Origin of the sequence: Caulobacter hibisci (genome assembly GCF_016135805.1) — a bacterium.
Classification (GTDB): Bacteria; Pseudomonadota; Alphaproteobacteria; order Caulobacterales; family Caulobacteraceae; genus Caulobacter; species Caulobacter hibisci.
On record NZ_JADWOX010000021.1, the window covers coordinates 56040 to 79580 of the forward strand.

At 68.6% G+C, this 23541-nt stretch carries 24 protein-coding genes; 11 read left to right on the forward strand and 13 right to left on the reverse strand.

What is annotated here, in order from left to right:
- Positions 1-103: 103 nt before the first annotated feature.
- Positions 104-310, reverse strand: coding sequence for a Trm112 family protein (locus I4Q42_RS22135; RefSeq protein WP_058348402.1), 207 nt, complete (start codon positions 308-310; stop codon positions 104-106).
- A 118-nt stretch (positions 311-428) separates the two neighbouring features.
- Here I4Q42_RS22135 and I4Q42_RS22140 point away from each other — a divergent pair, with 118 nt between their 5' ends.
- Complete coding sequence (locus I4Q42_RS22140; RefSeq protein WP_198578265.1) at positions 429-824, forward strand: hypothetical protein; 396 nt, start codon at positions 429-431, stop codon at positions 822-824.
- 78 nt (positions 825-902) lie between these two features.
- Entirely contained in the window at positions 903-1307 is a 405-nt protein-coding gene (locus I4Q42_RS22145; protein ID WP_198578266.1) for a DUF805 domain-containing protein, read from the forward strand.
- Between the two features lie 8 nt (positions 1308-1315).
- Here I4Q42_RS22145 and I4Q42_RS22150 read toward each other — a convergent pair whose 3' ends face one another.
- The 5 genes from I4Q42_RS22150 to I4Q42_RS22170 form a co-directional block, all read right to left on the reverse strand.
- The gene (locus I4Q42_RS22150; RefSeq protein ID WP_198578267.1) at positions 1316-1972 is read right to left on the reverse strand and encodes an LON peptidase substrate-binding domain-containing protein; all 657 of its coding nucleotides are present in this window, start codon (positions 1970-1972) and stop codon (positions 1316-1318) included.
- 50 nt (positions 1973-2022) lie between these two features.
- Positions 2023-2934, reverse strand: coding sequence for a thioredoxin (trxA, locus tag I4Q42_RS22155; RefSeq protein ID WP_198578268.1), 912 nt, complete (start codon positions 2932-2934; stop codon positions 2023-2025).
- A gap of 76 nt (positions 2935-3010) precedes the next feature.
- Positions 3011-3406 carry an MAPEG family protein gene (locus tag I4Q42_RS22160; protein WP_198578269.1) on the reverse strand — a complete coding sequence of 132 codons (396 nt, stop codon included), beginning with the start codon at positions 3404-3406 and terminating at the stop codon, positions 3011-3013.
- 90 nt (positions 3407-3496) lie between these two features.
- Complete coding sequence (locus tag I4Q42_RS22165; protein ID WP_198578270.1) at positions 3497-4003, reverse strand: prolyl-tRNA synthetase associated domain-containing protein; 507 nt, start codon at positions 4001-4003, stop codon at positions 3497-3499.
- 61 nt (positions 4004-4064) lie between these two features.
- Entirely contained in the window at positions 4065-4754 is a 690-nt protein-coding gene (locus I4Q42_RS22170; protein ID WP_198578271.1) for an OmpA family protein, read from the reverse strand.
- 153 nt (positions 4755-4907) lie between these two features.
- Between I4Q42_RS22170 and I4Q42_RS22175 the strand changes: the two genes are divergently transcribed.
- Positions 4908-5843 (forward strand): isopenicillin N synthase family dioxygenase, encoded by a 936-nt coding sequence (locus tag I4Q42_RS22175; RefSeq protein ID WP_198578272.1) that lies wholly within the window; start codon positions 4908-4910, stop codon positions 5841-5843.
- Between the two features lie 86 nt (positions 5844-5929).
- Here the strand turns inward: I4Q42_RS22175 and I4Q42_RS22180 are convergent, their stop codons facing one another.
- Complete coding sequence (locus I4Q42_RS22180; protein WP_198578273.1) at positions 5930-7813, reverse strand: ubiquitin-activating E1 FCCH domain-containing protein; 1884 nt, start codon at positions 7811-7813, stop codon at positions 5930-5932.
- A 75-nt stretch (positions 7814-7888) separates the two neighbouring features.
- Positions 7889-8788, reverse strand: coding sequence for a LysR family transcriptional regulator (locus tag I4Q42_RS22185; protein WP_198578274.1), 900 nt, complete (start codon positions 8786-8788; stop codon positions 7889-7891).
- Positions 8789-8918: 130 nt separating this feature from the next.
- Between I4Q42_RS22185 and I4Q42_RS22190 the strand changes: the two genes are divergently transcribed.
- Positions 8919-9917, forward strand: coding sequence for an aldo/keto reductase (locus I4Q42_RS22190; RefSeq protein WP_198578275.1), 999 nt, complete (start codon positions 8919-8921; stop codon positions 9915-9917).
- A 173-nt stretch (positions 9918-10090) separates the two neighbouring features.
- Positions 10091-11437: a metallophosphoesterase gene (locus I4Q42_RS22195; RefSeq protein ID WP_198578276.1), complete on the forward strand. Its 1347-nt coding sequence runs from the start codon at positions 10091-10093 to the stop codon at positions 11435-11437.
- Positions 11438-11587: 150 nt separating this feature from the next.
- Here the strand turns inward: I4Q42_RS22195 and glmS are convergent, their stop codons facing one another.
- On the reverse strand, positions 11588-13408 hold the full coding sequence (gene glmS / locus I4Q42_RS22200) for a glutamine--fructose-6-phosphate transaminase (isomerizing) (RefSeq protein ID WP_198578277.1): 1821 nt from the start codon (positions 13406-13408) through the stop codon (positions 11588-11590).
- Positions 13409-13602: 194 nt separating this feature from the next.
- On the opposite strand from glmS, the gene glmM reads away from it, so the two are divergent.
- From glmM to I4Q42_RS22215, 3 genes are all read left to right on the forward strand, one after another.
- Entirely contained in the window at positions 13603-14949 is a 1347-nt protein-coding gene (gene glmM, locus I4Q42_RS22205) for a phosphoglucosamine mutase (protein WP_198578278.1), read from the forward strand.
- 161 nt (positions 14950-15110) lie between these two features.
- Positions 15111-15263 carry a hypothetical protein gene (locus I4Q42_RS22210; RefSeq protein ID WP_198578279.1) on the forward strand — a complete coding sequence of 51 codons (153 nt, stop codon included), beginning with the start codon at positions 15111-15113 and terminating at the stop codon, positions 15261-15263.
- A gap of 233 nt (positions 15264-15496) precedes the next feature.
- Positions 15497-16684, forward strand: a complete 1188-nt coding sequence (locus I4Q42_RS22215) for an acyltransferase family protein (RefSeq protein WP_198578280.1) — start codon at positions 15497-15499, stop codon at positions 16682-16684.
- Positions 16685-16686: 2 nt separating this feature from the next.
- Here I4Q42_RS22215 and I4Q42_RS22220 read toward each other — a convergent pair whose 3' ends face one another.
- From I4Q42_RS22220 to kefF, 4 genes are all read right to left on the reverse strand, one after another.
- On the reverse strand, positions 16687-17748 hold the full coding sequence (locus tag I4Q42_RS22220; RefSeq protein WP_198578281.1) for a hypothetical protein: 1062 nt from the start codon (positions 17746-17748) through the stop codon (positions 16687-16689).
- 116 nt (positions 17749-17864) lie between these two features.
- Positions 17865-18611 (reverse strand): DUF6065 family protein, encoded by a 747-nt coding sequence (locus I4Q42_RS22225; RefSeq protein ID WP_198578282.1) that lies wholly within the window; start codon positions 18609-18611, stop codon positions 17865-17867.
- 41 nt (positions 18612-18652) lie between these two features.
- On the reverse strand, positions 18653-20602 hold the full coding sequence (locus I4Q42_RS22230) for a monovalent cation:proton antiporter-2 (CPA2) family protein (protein ID WP_198578283.1): 1950 nt from the start codon (positions 20600-20602) through the stop codon (positions 18653-18655).
- A 3-nt stretch (positions 20603-20605) separates the two neighbouring features.
- Positions 20606-21199, reverse strand: a complete 594-nt coding sequence (gene kefF, locus I4Q42_RS22235; protein ID WP_198578284.1) for a glutathione-regulated potassium-efflux system oxidoreductase KefF — start codon at positions 21197-21199, stop codon at positions 20606-20608.
- 108 nt (positions 21200-21307) lie between these two features.
- Here kefF and I4Q42_RS22240 point away from each other — a divergent pair, with 108 nt between their 5' ends.
- From I4Q42_RS22240 to I4Q42_RS22250, 3 genes are all read left to right on the forward strand, one after another.
- Positions 21308-22018, forward strand: a complete 711-nt coding sequence (locus I4Q42_RS22240; protein ID WP_198578285.1) for a CoA transferase subunit A — start codon at positions 21308-21310, stop codon at positions 22016-22018.
- Positions 22018-22659 carry a 3-oxoacid CoA-transferase subunit B gene (locus I4Q42_RS22245; protein ID WP_198578286.1) on the forward strand — a complete coding sequence of 214 codons (642 nt, stop codon included), beginning with the start codon at positions 22018-22020 and terminating at the stop codon, positions 22657-22659. Before I4Q42_RS22240 ends, I4Q42_RS22245 begins: the two co-directional genes overlap by 1 nt.
- Before the next feature lie 270 nt (positions 22660-22929).
- Complete coding sequence (locus I4Q42_RS22250; RefSeq protein WP_198578287.1) at positions 22930-23430, forward strand: DinB family protein; 501 nt, start codon at positions 22930-22932, stop codon at positions 23428-23430.
- Positions 23431-23541: the final 111 nt, after the last annotated feature.

A 23541-nucleotide genomic window follows, 5' to 3' on the forward strand; every position in this document is an offset into this window, starting at 1 on the left:
CGTCCTTCGACAGGCTCAGGATGAGGACCAATTCAGGCTCGGCGCTCGATCGAAAACCTCATCCTGAGCTTGTCGAAGGACGAGGTTTTCGCTGCGCCGGGTCTTACTCCCCGTCAGCCAAACTCCGCGCCTCTTCCGGCAGCATGATCGGCACGCCGTCGCGGATCGGGTAGGCCAGCTTGGCCGTGTGGCTGACGAGCTCGCCGCGGGCGCGGTCGTAGAACAGCGGGGCGCGGGTCACCGGGCAGACCAGCACCTCCAGCAGGCGCGGATCGACATCGACGGGCGGGGGCGGAGGAGCGGCGGTCATGGCCCTGTTCTAGAGCCCACCGCCGAAATGGGAAAGCCCCGCCGCCGGACGTCCCGGAACCTCCGTGCGTGGCCGCGGTTGTCGCAGGAGCGATAACAACGATCCTGGAACCTCATTCATGACCGTCATCGAACGGACCTTCCTGGCCGCCGCCGCGGCCACCAGCGCCCTGACCCTCGCCGCCTGCGGCTCGATGGGGGGCGGCGACGGCGGCTATTCCCCGCGCCTGGCGACCAAGGCCAGCGACGAAAAGGCCTTCGCCTCGACCTTCGCCTCGTGCCGCGACGAGGTGCGGGCCGGCAAGACCAGCGGCTTCAAGGTGCACCCGGCCAGCGCCACCGCCCGCGACCTGCCGCCCGGCCCGACCGGGCTGGTGCTCAAGGTCCCCTACGACAAGGCCAAGGGCAGCAAGAGCCAGCGCGCGGCCTATGACGAGCGCCACAAGGCGGCCGTGGCCCAGTGCCTGTCCGAAAACGGCTACCAAGTGGCCGCCTGGGATGCAGTGAAGCCGTAAGGCCGGCGTCTTTCGGACAGAGGCTTTTCATCGCGTCGCGACATGCTACCGTGAGTGGTGTTTTATCGGGAGCTCGCCGTGTCGATATTCAAGCCGTTGATCCGCTTCGCCGACTTTCGGGGGCGTTCCGACCGATCGGAGCTCCTGCAGTTCCTGATGCTGTCCCTGACCCTGCTCTTGAGCGTGGCTTACCTGTGGGGGATGGGGTGGGGCTTGGCTGACGGCCTGAGGGGCGCCCCGCCGCGGTCGCCGGCCCCCGTGGCGCAGTACCTGGGCCTGCTCCTGCTGCTCCCGGCCCTGTCGCTCAGCATTCGCCGCCTGCACGACATCGACCGCAGCGGCTGGTGGCTGCTGCTGAACCTCGTGCCGGGCGGGATCGCCGTGCTGATCGTCTTCCTGCTGCAGGACGGAGGCGTCGGCGACAACCGCTTCGGCCCGCCGCAACCGACCGCTCAGGCCGGCGGCGCGACGGCATCGGCCTGAGCCATCGCCTACTGCAACAACGGCGGGTCGTCGTCGTCCTGGGCGGCGTCGATCTCCAGCAGGGTGACCAGGGTGCTGCGGCGGTCGGCCAGGGTGCGGGCCTCCAGCAGCGCCTGCTTTTCCAGAGGATCGAACGGCAGGGCCATGGCCAGGCTGTTGATCAGGGCGTCGGACGGCGCGGCCTGGGCCTCGGTCCAGTCGATGGCCAGGCCGCGGTGGTCGAGATAGCGGCGCAGGGCGCTGAGCAGCGGCGCGCCGTCGCCGGCGGGCTCCTGCTGGTCTTCATGAAGGTCGAGGTCGTAGGGCGCGAAGTCGGCCCGTACCTGACGATAGGGCGTGCGCACCGGCAACTCCTCACCGACCTGGAACCGCGCCACGCCCGTCAGGGTGATCAGGTAGCGGCCGTCGCTGGTCTCGGCGAAGCTGGTCACCCGGCCCGCGCAGCCCACCGGCGCCAGCGAGGGCCTCTCGTTATCGCCGCCCGCTCGCGTCTGCACCATGCCGATGATCCGCTCGCCCGACATGGCGTCGTCCAGCATGTTCAGATAGCGCGGCTCGAAGATGTTCAACGGCAACTGACCGCCCGGCAGCAGCAGGGCGCCGTCCAGCGGGAACACGGGTATCACCAGCGGCAAATCGAGGGTCTTCCGGTAAACGCCCGGCATGGCGGCCTCCTTGACTGGAATTGTGAACGGCGTGGTCCCGCCAGGGTTTCCTAGCTGAACAGGATCGACGACAGGCGCTTGCGGCCCTGCTTGGCCACTTCCGAGGTCGGACCGGCGGCCTCGAACACGGTCAGCAGCTGCTTGCGGGCGGCTTCGTCGTTCCAGGCGCGGTCGCGCTGGATGATGGTCAGCAGGTGATCGCTGGCCGCGTCGAGGCGCCCGGCGCCGGCCAGGGCCTTGGCGAGTTCGAACCGGGCCTCGTGGTCGTCGGCGTTGGCGGCCAGGCGCTGCTCGAAGGCGGCCGTCTCGGACGGAGCGGCCTCGGCCAGCTTCAAGGCGGCGCGGACGCTTTCGAGGTCAGGATCCTTGGCGGTCGTCGGCGCCATGGCGGCGATCTCGGCCGCGCGCTCCAGGTCGCCGCCGGCCAGGTAGACGCGGGCCAGACCGCCCAGCGCCTTGATGTTGTCCGGCTCCATCTGCAGCACCTGGGCGAAGGCCTGGGCCGCGCCGCCCAAGTCCTCGACGTCCAGGCTCTCCTTGGCCATGGCCAGCAGCTCGTCGACGGCGCCGGCCGCGGGCGGACCCGAGATGCGCTCGACGAACTGCTGGATCTGGCTTTCGGGCAGGGCGCCCTGGAAGCCGTCCACGGGCTGACCGTCGACGAAGGCGTAGACGGTGGGGATCGACTGCACGCGCAGTTGGCCGGCGAAGCCCGGGTTCTTGTCGACGTCGATCTTGACCAGCTTGACCGCGCCCTTGGCGGCGTTGACCACCTTTTCCAGGGCCGGGGTCAGCTGGCGGCACGGGCCGCACCAGGTGGCCCAGAAGTCGACGATCACCGGCTGGACCTTCGAGGCCTCGATGACGTCGGCCAGGAAGCTGTCGTCGGTCCCGTCCTTGATGTGCTCGCTCTTGCCGCCGCCGGCCTGGATGGGGGCGGGCTTTTCACCGATCAGGGACATGGGGGGTCTTCTCTCACGCGCGGGTCGTTCAGCGCCGCAACATGGTCCTTGAGCGCGCGGTTCGCAATCGTCGCCGTCAGCCGTGGCCGAGGATCGCCCACAGGACCCCCGCGCCAGCTCCCAGCAGGCCCAGCCAGGTTAGCACCATGCCGATGGCGCGCGGCGGCACCTTGGCGCCGGTCAACATGCCGATGGCGTGGATCAGCCGGCCGACGCCCAGGGCGATGGCGCTGGCCAGCACCAGGATGGTCGGTGCGCCCTGCAATTCGGCCAGGCCCATCGCGATCAGGCCCAGCGGCATGTACTCGATGAAGTTGCCGTGGGCGCGCATGCGGCCGGCCAGCACCGCGTCGCCGCCTTCGCCCAGTGAGATCCGCGTGCGTGTGCGGCGCAGGGCCACGGGCAGGCTTAGCCCGACCAGGCCCGCGACGCTGGCGATGCAAAGAACGGACGTGATCGGCAGCCACACCATGGTTTCATCCCCTTTTGGTTATTGTGGGCGGATGATGTGGCTTATGGTTGTGTCGCGCAAGGGCGCCGGGTCGCCCGGGTCCTCGGGTCCTCAGCCCACCACGGCCATCGCCTCGAAATCGACGATCATCGGCTCGATGCCCAGCGCCGCCAGGAATTTGCGGAAACCCGCCTGGCTGACGGCGGTGGTGGCGTCGTTCTTCAGCGGATGGAAGTTGACCGGATCGGCCTGGGCCAAGGCCTTGTCGAGCACGAAGCGCACCTTGCGGTCGCCGTCGTTGATCAGGCCGAAGGCCGTCACCGAGCCCGGCGTCACGCCCAGCGTCTCGACCATCATCGCCTCCGGGCCGAACGACAGCCGGCCCGAGCCGATCACGTGGTGCAGCTTCTTGAGGTCGATCGCCGTCTCGCCCAGGGCCGAGATCAGCCACAGCTGGCCCTTGGCGTCTTTCAGGAACAGGTTCTTGGTGTGACCGCCGGGCAGGGCCTTCTTGATCTCCAGCCCCTCCTCGACGCGGAACACCGGCGGGTGGTCGAGGGTGGAATGGTCGACGCCGTGGGCGTCGAAGAAGGCGAACAGGTCGGCGCGGGTCTTCATGCGCCCGTTCTAGCCAGGAGAGGGGCGGCCGGTCGAGCCGGCGCGCCCCCCATTTTTGGCGCTACTGGGTCAGCGGGCGCAGGATGATCTCGACCCGGCGGTTCTGGGCGCGGCCCTCGGCGGTGTCGTTGGTGGCGATCGGCTGGCGCTCGCCCTGGCCGGCCACGAAGACGCGGTCGGGCAGCACGCGGCCGGGGCCGGTCAGATAGCCGGCCACCGAGCCGGCGCGGCGCTCCGACAGGGCCTGGTTGTAGTCGTCCGGACCGCTGCTGTCGGCGTGGCCGACCACGTCGATCGTGGTCTGGGGATAGGCGTTCAGGGTGCGGGCCACGTCGTCGAGCACGCGGGTGAACTGCGGCTGCACGTCCGACTTGTCGACGGCGAAGGTCACGTCGCTGGGCATGACCAGCACGATCTGGTCGCCGTTGCGGCGGATGGCGACGCCCGAGCCTTCCAGGCTGCGGCGGAAGTCGGCCTGCTGGCGGTCCATGTAGTTGCCGACGGCGCCGCCGGCCAGGGCGCCGATGCCCGCGCCGATCAGCGCGTTCTTGCGGCCCTGCTCGCCCTTGTTGGTGTTGGTCAGGTAGCCCAGCAGCGCGCCGCCGGCGGCGCCGGCCAGGGCCCCGGTGCCGGTGTTGTTGCGCACCGGCATGCCGGTATAGGGGTCGGTGGTGGTGCAGGCGGTCATGGCGCCGGCGCCGATCAGGAGGGCGCCGAGAGCGGCGGCGCGGAAGGCGGTCTTGTTGGTCATCTGCCGTCTATCCCGTGAAGTGTCGGATCAGCGGGTGAAACGCACCCGTTATGGTCAAGTTCCGACAAACGACATGAGCGGGGGATCAACGGCCTTCGTTCCGCCGCCTCTTGGGTGTAGTAAGGCCCGTCTTACTAACTCTGAAGGCCAACCGTGTCCGCATCCGCCATCGAGCCCGTCTCGTTCACTCTCTACAGCAAGGACTTCGACCGTTTCGCCCGCGAGCTGGGCGCCTCGTTCGAGCGCTATGGTTTCGCCGTGCTGGCGGACTATGACCTGCCGCAGGACCGGATCGACGCGGCCGTCGACGACGCCAAGGCCTTCTTCGCCCTGCCGGTCGAGACCAAGAAGCAATATGCCGGGGTCAAGGGCGGCGCGCGCGGCTACATCCCGTTCGGGGTCGAGACCGCCAAGGGCGCGACGCACCACGACCTGAAGGAATTCTGGCACATGGGCCGCGACCTGCCGCCCGGCCACCGCTTCCGCGCCACCATGGCCGACAACGTCTGGCCGGCCGAGATCCCGGCCTTCAAGCACGACGTCAGCTGGCTCTACAACGCGCTGGACGGCATGGGCGGCAAGGTGCTGGAGGCGATCGCCACCTACCTGAAGCTCGACCGCGACTTCTTCAAGCCGACCGTCGAGAACGGCAACAGCGTGCTGCGCCTGCTGCACTATCCGCCGATCCCGCAGGACGCCACCGGCGTGCGCGCCGGCGCCCACGGCGACATCAACACCATCACCCTGCTGCTCGGCGCCGAAGAAGGCGGGCTGGAGCTGCAGGACCGCAACGGCGAATGGCTGCCGATCAACCCGCCGCCGGGCTGCATCGTCGTCAATATCGGCGACATGCTCGAGCGCCTGACCAACCATGTCCTGCCCTCGACCATCCACCGCGTGCAGAACCCGCCGCCCGAGCGCCGCGGCGTGCCGCGCTACTCGACGCCGTTCTTCCTGCACTTCGCGTCGGACTACGAGATCAAGACCCTGCCCAGCACCGTCACCGCCGAGAACCCGGACCGCTATCCGGACTCGATCACCGCCGACGAATTCCTCCAGCAGCGCCTGCGCGAGATCAAGCTGGCCTGACCGGCCGGTTCTGGTCCCTGAACGCCAAAGGCCCCGTCCTTGCGGACGGGGCCTTTTTCATGGGCCGAATTCGTGGGGCAGGCCCGCTATTTTGCGATCCGTAGGGCGGAAATGTCCTGGGCGATCGACTTGAAGGTCGCCTTCAGCTCCGAGCCGGTGGAGGGGAACTTGGCCTTGTCGCTGTCGGTGGCGCACTTGGTCAGCATGTCCTTGGCGTCGGCGTCGCTGCCCACGTCGAAGCCGACCGTGTAGATCACGATGTTCTTCTTCTTCATCGCCGTGCAGGTGGCCTTGGCCTGGTCGAACAGGTCGCCATTGGTGGCCGAGCAGTCGATCTTGGTCCCGCTCTGGCCGGAATCCTTCGACATAACCCCCCGACAATAGCCGGTGTTGAAGGCGCCGTCGGTCATGATGATGACCACTTTGAGCAGATCGGTCGCGCCGTAGGCCGCCGGCTTCTGGGTGCTGCTGGACCATAGTGAGCTGAAGTTGGGCGAGACCATGTACCAACCCCAGTCGATGCCGATCTGGCCGGCGGTCGAGCCCGAGGCGGTGAAGGCGGTGATCTTGGCCTTCAGGGCGGTCTTGTCGCTCGACAGCGGCATGATCTCCTCCGAGGGGCAGGTCGTGGCGCTGTAGTAGTGGCGGCCGACAAGGGCGGTGCTCGGCGAGTCGTCGGTATAAGCGTAGTCGGTCGAACCGGATGTTCCCGAGCGGTCGGTGGCGCAGGTGGTCAGCTTATAGGTGGTCGTGCTGTTGGACGTACTGTTGAAGGTGAAATTGGTGCAGCTGAAGGCGTAGCTGGTGGTGGTGTTGCAGGTCGCCGTGCCGCCCGAGGTGTAGGTCGACAGCGTCGTGCCGGCCACGCCGGTCAGCTCGAAGGTGTTGGTGGCCACCGTGCCGATCGTATAGCTGTTGCCGTTCAGCTGGGTCATGCCGCCGACGCTGGCCATGTCGACGATGTCGCCGTTCAGGTAGCCGTGCGACGCCGCGGTGACCACGGCCGTGCAGCGGGCGTTCGTGCACTTGGTCGTCGTGCCGCTCGACGTGTAGGTCGAGTAGCCGCTGTCAGTCCTGATATTGAGTTTGATCTTGTTGGCGTCTACGACGCTGGCGACCGTGACGATCTGGCCGTTCAGCTGGGTCATGCCCTTGACGCCGCTGATGTAGAGCGTGTCGCCGGCGGAATAGCCGTGGCCGGTGATGGTGACGACCGCCGGATTGGCCTTGGTCACGCCGCTGATGCTCTTGCCCGAGGCGGTGGTCCAGTTGGCGATGTTGGTCACAGTGCGCACGGCCACGGGACCGCGCACCGTGTCGGCATAGGTCCCGACGTCGACGCCCACCGAATAGGGGATGATGGCGATCTTCGAATAGAACGGGGTCTGGGTGTCCTGGACGATGGTGTCGATGGCGTCCGACGCCGCCGTCTTCAAGTCGGTCAGGCGGGTGCCGAACATCGAGCCGGTGGTGTCGAGCACCAGGGCCACTTCCAGGTTCTTGGACGAACGGACGACCTCGGACTTGGCGCTGACCGCCAGGGTCTTGGACGTGGTCCACAGGTTCAGGATGATCGGGGTGATCGAGGTGCTGGCCTTGCCGACCACGGTCTCGGGCGTCGCTGCGCTGGTGCTGGTGGCGGCCACGGCCGCCACGCGGGTGAACGTGGCGCTGGCGGGGGCGTAGCCCAGTTCGGCCGTGAGGGCCGGCAGGCCGATGGCGGTCAGGGAGGTCGCGTCCGTGGCCGTCGAGCGCGCGGCGATCAGGGTCGCGGCGTCCAGGGCGTCCTGCAGATTGCGGCGTTCCAGGGTCGCGCGGCTAATGTCGGCGATGCCGAAGCACAGGATCGACAACGGAATGAGGCTGAGGGCCACCCATACGGCGATGGCGCCGCGGGTGTCGGCGCACAGGCCCCGCAGGCGGGCGAGCGCCGCGTCGAGGCGAGCGGACAGGCGTCTGCGGACGGTCATAGGCGGTGGCCCCTCGTTCTTTCGCGCACGAGCATGGCGGAAGACGGTGAACAGGCGGCAAACGCCGAAAAAGATTCAGCTTCCCCCGCGCCGGGCCCGAACGAAGTCGACGAAGGCGCGCAGCGGGGCGGGCATGTGCCGACGGCTGGGATAGTAGAGGAAGGGCCCTTCGAACGGCGGGTTCCAGTCCTCCAGCACCGGCACGAGGCGTCCGGCCGCCACCGAAGGGGCCAGGAACCCCTCGAAGCTGGCGATTACCCCGAGGCCTTCCTCGGCGGCGCGGATCTCCAGTTCGGAGGACGAGGTGATCAGCGGTCCCTCGGGCGAAACCCGGATGATCTCGCCGTCCTTCTCGAACTCCAGCACGATCAGGGCGCCGCTGGGAAAGCGGTGGCGGATGCAGGGCATGGCCAGCAGGTCGCGGGGATGGCGCGGGGTTCCATAGCGTTCCAGGAAGGCCGGCGAGGCCGCCGCTTGGTAGCGTTCCGGGCCTGACAGCGGCACGGCGATCATGTCCTTCTCCAGCCGCTCGCCATAGCGCACCCCGGCGTCGGCCCCGGCCGCCAGCACGTCGACGAAGCTGTCCTCGACCATGATTTCCAGCGTGATGCCCGGATGGGCGTGCAGGAACGGGCCGATGATGTCGGGCAGGGCCAGCCTCGCGGCCGAGCCGGGCACGTTGAGGCGCAGGGTTCCGGTCGGGCTGTCGCGGAACTGGTTCACCGCGTCCAGCGCGCCGGCCACGTCGGCCAGGGCCGGGGCCAGCCGCTCCAGCAGGCGCTCTCCGGCCTCGGTGGGCGTGACGCTGCGTGTGGTGCGGTTGAGCAGACGCACGCCGACCGCCGCCTCCAGCCGCCGCACAGCCTCGCTCAACGACGAGGGCGACACGCCCCGTCCTACCGCGGCGCCGCGAAAGCTTCGCGCCCGGGACACGGCGGCGAAGGCGTCCAGGTCGGCGAGGTCGGGCGTGGCCATTGTGCGAAATTTCGAACGGCTCGTGCGAGGTTGAACGGATTATCGCACAGGTCGCGCGAAGGCATAGTCGGCGCGTTCAACACCGGCGCTCCTCGCTCCCCAAAGGGGCGCCCGTTCGAAGGAGATCGCCATGCGCACCCTCAAGCTCGGAACCACCGGTCCCGCCGTCTCCGCCCTCGGCCTCGGCTGCATGGGCATGTCCAACGACCTCTACGGCCCCGCCGACCGCGCCGAGAGCATCGCCACCATCCATGCCGCGATGGAGGCCGGCGTCACCCTGCTCGACACCGGCGACTTCTACGGCATGGGCCACAACGAGATGCTGATCGCCGAGGCTCTGCAGGGCAAGGACCGCGACAAGGCCGTGATCAGCGTCAAGTTCGGCGCCCTGCGCGGCCCCGACGGCGCCTTCCTCGGCTACGACAGCCGGCCCAAGGCGGTGAAGAGCTTCCTGACCTATTCGCTGCGCCGCCTGCAGGTCGATCACATCGACGTCTACCGCCCCTCGCGCCTGGATCCGGACGTGCCGATCGAGGACACCATCGGCGCCCTCGTCGAGCTGCGCGACGCCGGCTACATCCGCCATATCGGCCTGTCGGAAGTCGGCGCCGACACCATCCGCCGCGCCGCCGCCGTCGCCCCGATCAGCGACCTGCAGATCGAGTATTCGCTGCTGTCGCGCGGCATCGAGGACGCCATCCTGCCGACCACCCGCGAGCTGGGCATCGGGATCACCGCCTATGGCGTACTGTCGCGCGGCCTGATCAGCGGCCACTGGGACAAGGACGCCGTCCGCGGCGCCCGTGACTTCCGCACCATCAGCCCGCGCTTCCAGGGCGAGAACCTCGACCGCAACCTGGCTTTGGTCGAGGCTCTGCGAGCGGTGGCGGAGGCCAAGGGCGTCTCGACGGCCCAGGTGGCCATCGCCTGGGTCGCCTCGCGCGGCGACGACATCATCCCCCTGGTCGGCGCCCGCCGCCGCGATCGGTTGTCGGAAGCCCTCGGCGCGCTCGACGTCGTGCTGACCGCCGAGGATCTCGCCGCCATCGAGGCGGCCGTGCCCAAGGGCGCGGCGGCCGGCACGCGCTACGCCCCGGCGATGATGGCGCATCTCGACAGCGAGAAGTGAGGGGGCGTCCTCGCCCTTCGACAAGCTCAGGGTGAGGACGACTTCGGATGGCGCAGTAGAAATCCTCACCCTGAGCCTGTCGAAGGGCGGGATTTCGGCTCCGCGAGCGCTCGATGGTTTCCACGAAAGCCGACAGGCCTTAGGCAGTCCTCGAAGCAATGCACGAGGCTGGCATGACGGTTTGGAACAGGCGCACGGTGCTGGGCGCGACGGCCGCGAGCCTGATGCTGGCGCCCGCCGCTCTTGCCGCCACCGGCCGGGCCAGGGTGCTGATGCTGTCGGACCTGCACTCGGCCTACGGGATCATGCCGGCCCTGCTGGAGGCCATGCGCCGCATCGTCCGCCGCGACGCGACGCCCAGCCTGATCCTGCTGAACGGCGACCTGTTCGAGGCCGGCAACGTCGTCGCCAAGCGCACCGGCGGGACGCTGGACTGGGCGTTCCTGGAGGCCCTGGCCAAGCTGGCGCCGACCGTCATCAACATCGGCAACCACGACGCCGACCTGGTCGAGGACGTGGCCGCCGCCGCTGATCGCGCCCGGGCCCTGGGCATCACCGTGGTCAGCAATATCGTCGACAAGCGCACAGGTCGTCCGGTGGCCTCGTCGCGAGCGACGCTCGATCTCGGCTTTCCGGTGCATCTGGTCGGCTGGGCGACCAATTCGATCGACACCTATCCCAAGGCCATCCGCCCCGATCTCTCGATCCCCGCCCCGACCCCGTGGGCGCAATCCAATTTGCCGGGCTCGCCGCCCGACGACGGCCTGCTGGTGGTGATGAGCCATGCTGGCCTGCCCGCCGACCGGCCGCTGCTGCCGTCGCTGCCCGACCGCACGCTGTTCCTCGGCGGCCACAACCACCTGACGGTCGAGCACGCGCAGGGATCCAGCCGCTACGTCCACACCGGCGCCTGGGGCCAGCCCCTGACCGTCGCCACGATCGACCGCTCGCGCGCCAAGGATCCGATCCGCATAGCCCGCGTCGTCGTCGATCCGCGCGGTCCGGCCGATGCGGCCCTGGCCCGCCAGGTGCGCGAGACCCTGGCCGCCACCCTGACGCCGCAGGAGCGGGCGGTGGTCGCGAAAATCCCCAAGGCCCTGTCGCTGGGCGACAGCGGCCGCCATGTCGCCGGCCTGATGGCCAAGGCGGCGGGCGCCGACGCCGGGTTCATGGGGCACACCACGATGGGCATGGGCCTGCCGGCCGGCGACCTGACCCGCTATGCCTACGACTCCGTGGTGCGTTTCGACGGGACGATCATGAAGGCGGAGATCGATGCGAAGACCCTCGCCGACATCCTGTCGCGCGCCGACCAGGACCGGGGCTTCCCGTTCGACAAGCTGACCGGCGACTTCGCCTATGCCGGCGGCCGGGTGGTCCCGGACAAGGCCCGCCTGACCCTGGTCACCACCGACTGGTGCGCCAAGCGCCAGAAGGAGTATTTCGGCCGCGAGGATCTGGTGTTCGGCGAGACCGACCTCAGGGTGAAGCCGGCGATCCTGAAGGGGTTGGCGGGTTAAACCCCAGCCAGCCTTTCAAAGAAGTCATCGCCCGCTTCATGCGGGCGACCCAAGCTGAGCCAGCCATACCCTGACATTCCGCTTGGGTCGCCCGGACAAGCCGGGCGATGACTTCTGTTGGGGGGATGCGCGTTCTGCTTCGGAAAGGCGTTATTCCACCGTCACCGACTTCGCCAGGTTCCGCGGCTGGTCTACGTCCGCGCCCTTGATCACGGCGACGTGGTAGGCCAGCAGCTGGATCGGGGCCGACATCACCAGGGTCGAGACCAGCGGGTCGCTGGCCGGGGCGGTGACGACGACCTTGGCGCCGGCCGGGGCGTGCTTCACGCCTTCGGTGTCGGTGATGAAGATCACCTGGCCGCCGCGCGCCATGACCTCGCTCATGTTCGAGGCCGACTTTTCGAACCAGCTGTCATGGGGCGCGAGGATGACGATCGGGGTCTTGTCGTCGACCAGGGCGATCGGGCCATGCTTCAGCTCGCCCGCGGCGTAGCCCTCGGCATGGATGTAGCTGATCTCCTTGAGCTTCAGCGCGCCTTCCAGGGCCAGGGCCGACATCGGACCGCGACCCAGATAGAGCACGTCGCGGGCCTTGGCGACGTCGGCGGCGATGTCCTTGAGCGCATCTTCCAGGCCGATGGCCTCGGCGATCAGGCGCGGGGCCTCCAGCAGCACCTTCACCAGGCGCTGTTCCTCGGCCGCGTCGATCGTCCCGCGGGCCTTGGCCGCGCCGACGGCGATGGCGGTCAGCACGCTGACCTGGGCGGTGAAGGCCTTGGTCGAGGCGACGCCGATCTCCGGCCCGCAGTGGATCGGCCAGACCACGTCGACCTCGCGGGCCATCGTGGACTCCGTGGCGTTGACCACCACGGCGCTCTTCATGCCCTTGGCCTTGCAGTAGCGCAGGGCCGCCAGGGTGTCGGCGGTCTCGCCCGACTGCGACATGGCCACGACCAGGGCGCCGGGACGCAGGGCCGGCTGGCGGTAGCGGAACTCCGAGGCGATCTCGACGTCCACCGGCAGGTCGGCCAACTGCTCGATCAGGTACTTGCCGACCACGCCGGCGATGTAGGAGGTGCCGCAGGCGACGATCTGGATGCGTTCCAGCTTGGCCCAGTCGATGTCGCCGGGCACGGCGGCGCGGCTGGTCAGGGCGTCCACATAGGCGGCGATGGTGCGCTGGCACCCCTCCGGCTGGTCGTGGATCTCCTTCTCCATGAAGTGGCGGTAGTTGCCCTTCTCCATCATCACGGCGCTGGTCGGCACCACGCGCACGGGGCGGGTCACCGCCGCGCCCGAGGCGTCGAAGATCCTGGCGCTGTCGTGGTCGAGGGCCACGTAGTCGCCCTCGTCGAGATAGATCACCCGGTTGGTGAAGGGGCCGACGGCCAGGGCGTCGGAGCCCAGGAACATCTCGCCCTGGCCCTCGCCGACCACCAGCGGGCTGCCGCGGCGGGCGCCCAGCACCAGGTTCTCGGCGCCTTCGATCAGCACGGCGAGCGCGTAGGCGCCGGCCAGGCGGTCGAGCGTGGCCTTGAAGGCCTCCAGCGGGGCCAGGCCGGTGGCCAGTTCGGCGTCGATCAGGTGGGCGATGACCTCGGTGTCGGTGTCGCTCTCGAACACCCGGCCGGCGGCGGCCAGCTCGGCCTTCAGCTCGGCGAAGTTCTCGATGATGCCGTTGTGGACCAGGGTGACGCGGCCGGCGCTGTGCGGGTGGGCGTTGGCGACATTGGGCGCGCCGTGAGTGGCCCAGCGGGTATGGCCGATACCGGTCGTGGCGGTCAGCGGCTCGGCCGCCAGCACCTCTTCCAGGGCGACGATCTTGCCCTTGGCCCGGCGGCGCTCGACTTTGCCGCCGACCACGCCCGCCACCCCGGCCGAGTCGTAGCCCCGGTATTCGAGCCGCTTCAGACTCTCGACCAGACGCTCGGCGACGGAGGCCTTACCGACGATGCCGATGATGCCGCACATGGGACATGATCCTTTGTAGAACCGGCCGGGAGGATTATTGCTGCCGGCACGGGATATTTCGAGCGCGGCCTTTAGCACTCGTGCAGGGACCAGCGACGTAAATCTGCATTTCGGATCGTTTCGCGGTCCAGACTCCGCCCCGGCGAGGCTCTATATGGGCCGCGCAAGTTCACTTAAGCGACATGAAGACCCCCATGAGCAAGCGCGCCTATTTCGGCACCGACGGCATCCGCGGCCAGGCCAACAAGCACCCGATGACCGCCGAAGTCGCCCTGCGCGTCGGCCTGGCGGCCGGCAAGCTGTTCCGCTCGCAGGACGACCGCCGCCACCTGGTGGTGATCGGTAAGGACACCCGCCTGTCGGGCTACATGATCGAGCCGGCCCTCGTCGCCGGCTTCACCAGCGTCGGCATGGACGTGCGGCTGTTCGGCCCGCTGCCGACCCCGGCCGTGGCCATGATGACCCGCTCGATGCGTGCCGACCTCGGCGTGATGATCAGCGCCAGCCACAACAACTTCGCCGACAACGGCATCAAGCTGTTCGGCCCCGACGGCTACAAGCTGTCGGACGAGCAGGAACTGAAGATCGAGGCCCTGATGGACGAGGGCCTGCAGGAGGGCCTGGCGCCGCCGCGCGGTCTTGGCCGCGTCAAGCGCATCGACGACGCCCAGGCCCGCTATGTCGAGATCGTCAAGGCGACCTTCCCGCGTCATCTGTCGCTGGCCGGCCTGCGGATCGTCATCGATTGCGCCAACGGCGCGGCCTACAAGGTCGCCCCGACCGCGCTCTACGAACTGGGCGCCGAGGTGATCGCCCTGGGCGACACGCCCGACGGCACCAACATCAACGAGGAATGCGGCTCGACCCATCCCGAGGCGATGGCCAAGCTGGTGCGCGAATACCGCGCCGACATCGGCATCGCCCTGGACGGCGACGCCGACCGGCTGGTGATCTGCGACGAGAAGGGCCTGATCGTCGACGGCGACCAGATCATGGCCATCATCGCCGGCGCCTATGCCCGGGCCGGCAAGCTGAAGGCCGGCGGGGTGGTGGCGACCGTGATGTCGAACCTCGGCCTCGAGCGCTCGCTCAGGGATCTGGGCCTGACGCTGGAGCGCACCGCCGTCGGCGACCGCTACGTCATGGCCCGTATGCGCGAGGGCGGCTTCAATGTGGGCGGCGAGCAGTCGGGCCACCTGATCCTGTCGGACTTCTCGACCACGGGCGACGGCCTGATCGCCGCCCTGCAGGTGCTGGCGGTGATGATCGAGACCGGCCAGCCGATGAGCGCTCTGGCCCGCCAGTTCGAGCCGGTGCCGCAGCTGCTGGAAAACGTCCGCTTCGCCGGCGGCAAGCCGCTGGAGGCCAAGGCCGTCAAGGAGGCGATCGCCGACGGCGAGGCCGCCCTGAACGGCAATGGCCGCATCGTGGTGCGGGCCTCGGGCACCGAGCCGCTGATCCGTATCATGGCCGAGGGCGACGATCCAGCCCTTGTTCGCAAGGTGGTTGGCGACATCGCGGCGGCCGTAAAAGGCGGATAAGGCGGGTTTTCGCGTGTAATCGCACGAAATCAGGCGAAAAATGGGCTGAAATTCGCCTGAAAGGCGAAGGCTCAGGTTGTGTTTCGTCAGTTTCGTGACATCGTCGCGCCGTGGTTAACGGTGCGAGCCCCCACAGCGCCGAGCCACGGGAGGAGACCAAGGTGTTTCACACGCAGGATTCGCGACCCGTGGTCGCGCCCGGCCTTCTGCACAGCCGCGACTTCCGCCGCGCCCTGGTGTTCGGCGGTGGTTTCTGCAGCGTCTTCTGGCTCGCGACGGCCTATCTCGCGATGCGCCTGTTTCTCGCCCTCTGAGGCGTTTTTCCCGAGAGCATGGAGCCGCCTCACCAAAGGCGGCTTCTTCGCATTTTCCAGGACGTCCGTCGGACGCGCCTTGCGTTGTTGTCGCCGTCAGGCGTCCAGCGTTGCGAGGGGGCGTTGCGACGCATGCGCCCGTCGCCCCGCTCCAGGCGCGCCTAAAGAGGGTTGCGGCCCGGCGGCGAACCCGGCGACCCTCGGCGTCACCTCACAACAAGCGAAGCCTGCTCATGACGTCTTCCGCCGCCGCGACCTCGACCATCGCCCCGGCCCCAGCCGCCGCTCCAACCCCAGGCAAGAGCCACTACGTCATTCTCGACGGCCTGCGGGGCGTGGCCTCGCTGCTGGTGGTGGTCTTCCACCTGTTCGAGGCCTATGCCGGCGGCAGCCCCCAGAAGCAGATCATCAACCACGGCTACCTGGCGGTGGACTTCTTCTTCCTGCTGTCGGGCTTCGTCATCGCCTACGCCTATGACGACCGCTGGGGCGGCCAGGGCCAGGGTCAGGGCGAGAGCATGAGCCAGTGGAGCTTCTACAAGCGCCGCCTGGTGCGGCTGCAGCCGATGATCGTCATCGGCGGCCTGGTCGGCGCGGCGCTGCTGGCCTTCCAGCACTATTCGATCTTTCCCAAGCTGCCGACGGCGACCACCTGGCAGGTGATCGGCGTGCTGCTGCTGGGCTTTGTGATGATCCCGCTGCGGCCGTCGGCCGAGATCCGCGGCTGGGGCGAGATCTATCCGCTGAACGGCCCGCAATGGTCGCTGTTCTACGAGTACATCGCCAACATCCTCTACGCCGTCGGCCTGCGGAAGCTGCCGATCCGCTGGCTGGGCGTGCTGGTGGCCGTCTCGGCCCTGGCGCTGGTCGGCCTGCTGGTGCTGGGCCCGCGCGGCGACGTCATCGGTGGGTGGGCGCTGGACGCCAACGGCATCCAGATCGGCCTGACGCGGGTGATGTTCCCGTTCTTCGCCGGCGTGCTGCTGATGCGGCTGGGCAAGCGGATCAAGGTCCGCCACGGCTTCGCTCTGTGCAGCTTGCTTCTGGTGGCTGCATTGGCGTTGCCGCGCTTCGGCGGGACCGAGCGGCTGTGGCTGAACGGCCTCTACGAGGCCGCGTGCATCATCCTGCTGTTCCCGCTGATCGTCGCCATCGGGGCCGGCGAGAAGGACGCCGACGGTCCCAGCGTGCGGATCGCCCGCTTCTTCGGCGACCTGTCCTACCCGCTCTACATCACCCACTATCCGCTGATCTACATCTACACCGGCTGGGTCATCGACCGGAAAATCCCCGCCGCCCAAGGCGCCCTGGTCGGGGCGGGGGTGTTCGTGGCGGCGGTGGCCATCGCCTGGGCCTGCCTGAAACTGATCGACGAGCCGGTGCGGCGCTGGTTGTCGGCCCGGGTGCTGGCGCGGGGGTAGGGTCAGGCCACCTTCGACTCGCCGAGCTTCTCCTTGAGCCAGTCGCGCCATTGACGCTCGAGGCCCTGTCGGTCCGGAGCCAGCCCCTTCTCGGCGCCGTCGACGCGCAGCCAGTCATCGAAGGTCTGGCCGCGTTTGAAGGCGTCGAGGATCGAGCCGAAGACCGCCGGATCGCCCGTCCGGGCCATCAGGAAGTCGGCGAACATCCTGTCCTTCACGTAGAACAGATTGATGGGGCTGACGGGACCGCCCTGCGAGGTCTCGACCCTCACGGTGACGCCCGGCTTCGGCGGCGGCGCGCCCGCCGCCAGGTCGCGCGCGTGGGCGGGATGGACCTGGTCGAGGAAGCCGGACAGGTCGAGCAGGTCCGCCTGGGTGAGCGCGCCGGATGTCTGCGGCTGGGCGGCCAGATAGAGGTCCCTGAACTGGCCGCGGCGGGCGTCGGCGTTGGCGTCGCTCTCGGCGACGATGGCCGAGAGCTCGTCCATCCAGTCCGGACCGGGGCCGCCGTAGTGGCCGCCGACGTCGCCGCGCACGCCGGGCCAGCCGGACTCGACGTACCACTGGTGCGCCAGCTCATGCGGCACCACCGACGCCTCGCGCTGGTCGATGCTGGCGTCCATGGCTGCCTGGCGTCGCTGCACGACCTGGTCGATGAAGGCCTGGGGCTTGCCCTGGGCCTGCATCTGCTCGACCTGCTGCTGCAGGGCCTTGCCGAGGCTGTCCTTCTGCGTCTGCTTGGTCGGCCAGGCCAGAACACGGTCGTAGCCGAGCTTCAGCAGGGCGGCGTTGGCCTGGCGCGTCTGGGCTAGGTCGGCGGTCTCGTAGACGATATAGGGCGTCGCCGGGCGGGCGAAGCGGGCCTGGAAGCGCTGCTCGCCCGCCGAGGCGTAGCGCGCCAGCTCGTCGGCGCGCGCGGGATCCGGCGCGAGCGCCGCGCCGTGGGCGGTGGCGACGCAGATGAAGCCCGGCAACGCCGGCGCGGCCTTCGCGCAGACATCCTCGGCCTGAGCGACGCCGCCCGCCATCGCCAGGCCGACGCCCAGCACGCCCATCCAACGCATGATCGTTCCCCTCCGGTCATGAAGCTTGACCGAAGGATCGCCCGCCGCATCCGGCGGATTGATGGCGCGAATGTGCTAAGGTTGCGTCACGTATTGACGCAATCTCGGGTGGATGATCAGAACCCGATCTTCGGCGCCTTCAGGCGACGCTTGTTGACGTGACCCTTGGGGGCAGGCGCCTCGATTTCCTCGGGCAGCTCGCCCTTGAAGTAGAAGCGCTGCCAGGCCTCCTTGGTGGCGGCCGGGTCGCGGGCGGCGATGCGGGCGTTGAACTCGCCGCGCTTCTCGGCCCAGACGTCGTACTGCTTGCGGATGTCGGGGTTGGAATTCATGTGCCGGATCACCGGCTGCACGTTTTCCAGCGGCTTGTCCTGGATCATGGTGATGAAGCAGAACGGCTCGCCCTTGGCGAACTTCACCGTGCCGGGGCGGGTGAAGATCCAGTTCATCGTGAAGGGGAAGGGCAGCCAGTCGGTCTCGACCAGGCCGGCCAGGGGCTGGATGCCGTCCTTGATGTGGTTGGGCGGGCCCATGGTCCAGATCAGCCAGTCCGGCGGGGTGCGGAACAGGTAGCCGGTGTGAAAGGTGATCGTCCCGCGCGAGAAGTGGGACTTCACGAAGTCGTCGAAGCCCGGGTGCGGGTGGTCCGAGCGGAAGGTGATGTCGTTCTGGTGGACGCCGCCGTTCCAGGTGGCCTCGAACCCGACCGGGCACAGAATCTCCCAGCCGGTGGTGTTGGCCATGGTCAGCGGCAGGCAGCGATAGGGATGGCGGTCGGCGAAGTGGTCCATCCAGGCCCGCTGCGGACGCCCAGGCACGATCTCCGGCGGCCGGCTCTCGGTGGGATAGCACTCCAGATACATGCCGCTTGTTTCCCGTTGTTATTGACGACCTTCCTCCTGCCTTAGCCCTGCGGAGGCGCTCCCGTCCAGCCGTCGGCGTCGACGGGCTCCACGTCCCCGCGGCGCTGGGCCAGCTTGCGCAGCTCCTCGTCGCGGGTCGCCGTGTCCCAAGCCCCGCCCAGTTCGCCCGGACGCATGCGCGCCAGGTCGGCGGCCAGCAGCCGGTCCATGGTCTGGGCCGCGTCGCGCGAGGCCAGGATATAGGCCTCTTCCTGGCCCCACATCGGCTTGAGATCCTCGAAGGTCTTGCGGTCGTGGCGACGGAAGAAGGCCGTGGCGCGGAAAGCCTTGTGGGCCCGGAAGCCCAGCTTCTGCAAAGCCGTCGACCCCAGCGACAGGGCCGCCTCGAAGGTCTCGCGCTCGACCGCGTCGGCGCCGTTCGACAGCAGGTCGTAGGCGTGGCGGCGGTCCCAGGCGCGGGCCAGGATGATCAGGTTGGGGAAGGCCTTGCGGGCGGTCTCCACCAGCTCGGTGGTCTTGTCGCGGTCGTCGAGGGCGACGATCAGCATCCGGGCCTGCTCGGCGCCGGCGGCGCGCAGCAGGTCCAGGCGCGTGGCGTCGCCATAGTGCACCCGACGGCCGAAGCGACGCAGCAGCTCGATCTGCTCGATGTCGCTGTCCAGAACCGTCGACTTGAAGCCGTTGGCCTGCAGCAGGCGGCCGGTGATCTGACCGAAGCGACCGAAGCCCGCGATGATGATGTCCGGCTCGCCCTCGTCGAAATTGGGGGCCTCCGGCTCGACATCGGGGATCGAGGCGTTGATCAGCTCGGCGATGCGCTCGTAGAGGATCATGGCCACCGGCGTCAGGGCCATGGAGACGGCGACGGCGGCGGTCAGCAAGGCCGCGAGATCCGCGCCGATGACGCCGGCTCCGACGGTGAAGGTCAGCAGCACGAAGGCGAACTCGCCGCCCTGGGCCAGGGCCGTGGCCACGGCCGCCGCCCCGCGTCCGGGCGCGCCGGCCAGGCGGGCGATGCCGAACATGACCAGGAACTTCAGCACCATCAGGCCCAGAACCAGGCCGATCAGGGTCAGGGGCTGGCGGGCGATCAGCATCAGGTCGATGCCGGCCCCGACGGTGATGAAGAACAGGCCCAGAAGCAGGCCGCGGAACGGCTCGATGTCGGTCTCGAGCTCGCGGCGGAACTCGCTCTCGGCCAGCACCACCCCGGCCAGGAAGGCCCCGAGGGCGGGCGACAGGCCGACCGACTGCATCAGCCCGGCCACGCCGACGACGATCAGCAGGGCCGCGGCGGTGAAGATCTCGCGCAGGCGGGCCTCGGCGATGAAGCGGAAGATCGGCCGCACGACGAAGCGGCCGCCGCCGACCACGGCGCCCACCGCGCCCAGCACGGCCAGGCCCTGGGCCCAGGCCGGCAGGTGCGAGATCAGGCTGGCGCCATGGCCGCCGGCCTCGGCCGCGTGGGCCTCGGGCGCGACCGTCGCCAGCAGCGGCAGCAGGGCGAACATCGGGATCACCGCCAGGTCCTGCAGCAGCAGCACCCCGAAGGCGGCGCGGCCCACGGGACCCTGGCGCAGGCCCTTCTCGTCGAGGGTCTGCAGCACGATGGCGGTCGACGACATGGCCAGGACCAGCCCCACGGCCAGGGCCGTCTGCCAGGGCAGGCCCAGCAGGTAGCCGGCCACGGCCACGGCCAGGGCCGTGCCCACCACCTGGGCGCCGCCCAGGCCGAAGATGGTCTTGCGCATCTCCCACAGGGTGGAGGGACGCACCTCCAGCCCGATCAGGAACAGCAGGATGACCACGCCGAACTCGGCGAAGCGCATGATGTCGCCCTGCTCGCCGACCAGCGACAGCATGGCGGGACCGATCAGCACGCCGGCGATCAGGTAGCCCAGCACCGAGCCGAGGCCCAGGCGCTTGGCGATCGGCACCGAGATCACCGCGGCGCCCAGATAGACCAGGGCCTGCTTGAGGAACGGCTCCATGCTTTACGCTCCTTCCGCGGCGTGGTCGGCGGTCAGCAGGGCCGACAACCGCGCCTGGTAGCGCAGGGCCTCGGCCTTCAGCTGCTCGTCGTCCTTCATCGCCGCCCCGTGCACCACGAACGGCGTCTCCCAGACCATGCCGCACAGATAGGCGGTCTGTTCCAGCGGGCGCAGGAATTCGTCCAGGGTGAAGCGGTTGTAGCCCTTGACGTGATAGGCCTGGGCCGGGCCGCCGGTGGTGCAGGACACGAACAGGCGCTTGCCCGCGAGGGCGTCGCCGCCCAGGCCGTAGGCGAAGCCGTGCAGCCAGACGAGATCCAGCCACTCCTTCATCAGGGCCGGCGGCGAATACCAGAACAGCGGGAACTGCAGGGCGATGATGTCGTGCTCGACCAGCTTCTGCTGCTCGGCCTCGATGTCGATCGCGAAGTCCGGATAGGTCTCGTACAGGTCGTGGAAGGTGACGCCGGAAAGGGCCTTGGCCGCCTTGGCCAGGGCGCGATTGGCGCGCGAGCGTTCAAGCGCCGGGTGCGCCAGGGTCAACAGGGCGCCGGCGGTGGCGGGCGTCACGATCGCGGTGCTAGGCTCGCTCGTCACGCGCGCTCACCGATCGAAGTCGCGTGGCGGGAAAATTTATTCATCAAGGCTTGAATTTCTCCAGCCGGCGCTTCAGAGCAGTCGGCGAACGTCGCTCCGGGAGGAACCATGGTCGACAAGGTGAAGTCAGACGCCGCGGAAGCGTTGGCGGGTCTGCTGTTCGACGGCATGACCATCATGGCCGGGGGCTTCGGCCTTTGCGGCATTCCCGAAAACCTGATCGCGGCGATCCGCGAAACGGGGGTCAAGGACCTCACGGTCATCTCCAACAACTGCGGGGTCGACGGGTTCGGCCTGGGCATCCTGCTGGAGAACCGTCAGATCAAGAAGATGGTCTCGTCCTATGTGGGCGAGAACAAGCTGTTCGAACAGCTATACTTGAGTGGGGAGCTTCAATTGGAGTTCAACCCCCAGGGCACCCTGGCCGAGCGCATTCGCGCCGGCGGCGCGGGCATCCCCGCCTTCTTCACGCGCACCGGCTACGGCACGCTGGTGGCCGAGGGCAAGGAGACCCGCGAGTTCGACGGCGAGATGTACGTGATGGAGCGCGGGCTCACCGCCGACCTGTCGATCGTCAAGGCCTGGAAGGCCGACGCCGAGGGCAACCTCGTCTACCGAAAGACCGCCCGCAACTTCAATCCGATGATGGCCACGGCCGGCAAGGCCACCGTCGTCGAGGTCGAAGAACTGGTAGCGACCGGCGCGCTCGACAAGGACAACATCCACACCCCCGGCATCTTCGTCGACCGCATCATCAAGGGCGCGAAGTTCGAGAAGCGTATCGAACGGGTCACCACGCGCCAGAAGGAACAAGCGTAATGGCCTGGACCCGCGACGAGATGGCGGCCCGCGCCGCCAAGGAGCTGCGCGACGGCTTCTATGTGAACCTCGGCATCGGCATCCCGACCCTGGTGGCCAACTACATCCCCGAGGGCATGCACGTGACGCTGCAGAGCGAGAACGGCATGCTGGGCATGGGCCCCTTCCCCTATGAGGGCGAGGAAGACGCCGACCTCATCAACGCCGGCAAGCAGACGATCACCGAGCTGGATTCCAGCTCCTATTTCTCGTCGGCCGACAGCTTCGCCATGATCCGCGGCGGCCACATCGCCCTGTCGATCCTGGGCGGCATGCAGGTGTCCGAGACGGGCGACCTGGCCAACTGGATGGTGCCCGGCAAGATGGTCAAGGGCATGGGCGGGGCCATGGACCTGGTGGCCGGGGTCAAGCGCGTGGTCGTGGTCATGGACCACTGCGAGAAGTCGGGCGCCCCCAAGCTGCTGAAGGCCTGCTCGCTGCCGCTGACCGGCGCCGGCGTCGTCGACCTGCTGATCACCGAACTGGGCGTTTTCGAGATCAACCGCGGCAAGACCCCGATGAGGCTGATCGAGCTGGCGCCGGGCGTCACGGCCGACGAGGTCAAGGCCAAGACCGAGGCGGCGTTCGAGGTGGCGGTCTAATCTCGCTCTCTATTTCTTCCCGTCATTCCCGCCCTTGTGGCGGGAACCCCTGGTTCCGCTCGCAATGGCATTGCAAGCGGCGTGCTGAGCACGCCGCCTCATTCTCACCTGCGGCTGATAGAGAGGTTCCCGCCACAAGGGCGGGAATGACGGGCGTATAGGGTAGCACTTACCTTGCACCGCCTTCCAAGCTGCCCTTGCACCTCCCACCAAGCTGAGCCATCTGCGAACCGGGCGGCCCGCAACCCGCCCGCGTCCGGAGCCGACCTGATGCGCGACTACTTCATCCTGATGGCCGGCTACAACGCCTGGGCCAACCAGCGCCTGCATGCTGCCTGTGAAGCCCTGCCCGAAGGCGGCTTCACCGCGCCGCGCGGCGGTTTCTTCGGCTCGATCGCCGGGACGCTGAACCACCTGTTGGTCACCGACCGCATCTGGACGGCGCGCCTTTCCGCAACGCCCCTGCCGCCCTATGGCCTCGACGCCGTACTGTTCACCGACCTCGCCGAACTGCGCGCGGCCCGCGACGCCGAGGACGCGGCCCTGATCGCCCATGTCGCCGGCCTCACCGACGCGGCCTGCGCGGCGGAGTTCCGCTGGACGCGCATGGCCGACGGCGTCGAGGTGGTCGGCCCGCTGTGGAAGACCCTGGCCCACCTCTTCAACCACCAGACCCACCATCGCGGCCAGGCCCACGACCTGCTGAGCCAGGCAGGCCTCGCCCCGCCGTCGCTGGACTTGCCGGTCTATCAGCGGGAAGCGGGCGTCTGACGTCGATGCTGGGCCCATCCTTCTAATCCCGTCATTCCCGCCCTTGTGGCGGGAAACCCTCTATCAGCCGAAGGTCGGATGGGGCGACGTGCCGAGCACGTCGCTGGCGCC

Excerpts from the sequence above, each read along its gene's own strand:
- I4Q42_RS22135 (WP_058348402.1), bottom strand. The coding sequence starts at position 310 with ATGACCGCCGCTCCTCCGCCCCCGCCCGTCGATGTCGATCCGCGCCTG.
- I4Q42_RS22140 (WP_198578265.1), top strand. The coding sequence starts at position 429 with ATGACCGTCATCGAACGGACCTTCCTGGCCGCCGCCGCGGCCACCAGC.
- I4Q42_RS22150 (WP_198578267.1), bottom strand. The coding sequence starts at position 1,972 with ATGCCGGGCGTTTACCGGAAGACCCTCGATTTGCCGCTGGTGATACCC.
- trxA (WP_198578268.1), bottom strand. The coding sequence starts at position 2,934 with ATGTCCCTGATCGGTGAAAAGCCCGCCCCCATCCAGGCCGGCGGCGGC.
- I4Q42_RS22160 (WP_198578269.1), bottom strand. The coding sequence starts at position 3,406 with ATGGTGTGGCTGCCGATCACGTCCGTTCTTTGCATCGCCAGCGTCGCG.
- I4Q42_RS22165 (WP_198578270.1), bottom strand. The coding sequence starts at position 4,003 with ATGAAGACCCGCGCCGACCTGTTCGCCTTCTTCGACGCCCACGGCGTC.
- I4Q42_RS22170 (WP_198578271.1), bottom strand. The coding sequence starts at position 4,754 with ATGACCAACAAGACCGCCTTCCGCGCCGCCGCTCTCGGCGCCCTCCTG.
- I4Q42_RS22180 (WP_198578273.1), bottom strand. The coding sequence starts at position 7,813 with ATGACCGTCCGCAGACGCCTGTCCGCTCGCCTCGACGCGGCGCTCGCC.
- I4Q42_RS22185 (WP_198578274.1), bottom strand. The coding sequence starts at position 8,788 with ATGGCCACGCCCGACCTCGCCGACCTGGACGCCTTCGCCGCCGTGTCC.
- I4Q42_RS22190 (WP_198578275.1), top strand. The coding sequence starts at position 8,919 with ATGCGCACCCTCAAGCTCGGAACCACCGGTCCCGCCGTCTCCGCCCTC.
- I4Q42_RS22195 (WP_198578276.1), top strand. The coding sequence starts at position 10,091 with ATGACGGTTTGGAACAGGCGCACGGTGCTGGGCGCGACGGCCGCGAGC.
- glmS (WP_198578277.1), bottom strand. The coding sequence starts at position 13,408 with ATGTGCGGCATCATCGGCATCGTCGGTAAGGCCTCCGTCGCCGAGCGT.
- glmM (WP_198578278.1), top strand. The coding sequence starts at position 13,603 with ATGAGCAAGCGCGCCTATTTCGGCACCGACGGCATCCGCGGCCAGGCC.
- I4Q42_RS22215 (WP_198578280.1), top strand. The coding sequence starts at position 15,497 with ATGACGTCTTCCGCCGCCGCGACCTCGACCATCGCCCCGGCCCCAGCC.
- I4Q42_RS22220 (WP_198578281.1), bottom strand. The coding sequence starts at position 17,748 with ATGCGTTGGATGGGCGTGCTGGGCGTCGGCCTGGCGATGGCGGGCGGC.
- I4Q42_RS22225 (WP_198578282.1), bottom strand. The coding sequence starts at position 18,611 with ATGTATCTGGAGTGCTATCCCACCGAGAGCCGGCCGCCGGAGATCGTG.
- I4Q42_RS22230 (WP_198578283.1), bottom strand. The coding sequence starts at position 20,602 with ATGGAGCCGTTCCTCAAGCAGGCCCTGGTCTATCTGGGCGCCGCGGTG.
- I4Q42_RS22240 (WP_198578285.1), top strand. The coding sequence starts at position 21,308 with ATGGTCGACAAGGTGAAGTCAGACGCCGCGGAAGCGTTGGCGGGTCTG.
- I4Q42_RS22245 (WP_198578286.1), top strand. The coding sequence starts at position 22,018 with ATGGCCTGGACCCGCGACGAGATGGCGGCCCGCGCCGCCAAGGAGCTG.
- I4Q42_RS22250 (WP_198578287.1), top strand. The coding sequence starts at position 22,930 with ATGCGCGACTACTTCATCCTGATGGCCGGCTACAACGCCTGGGCCAAC.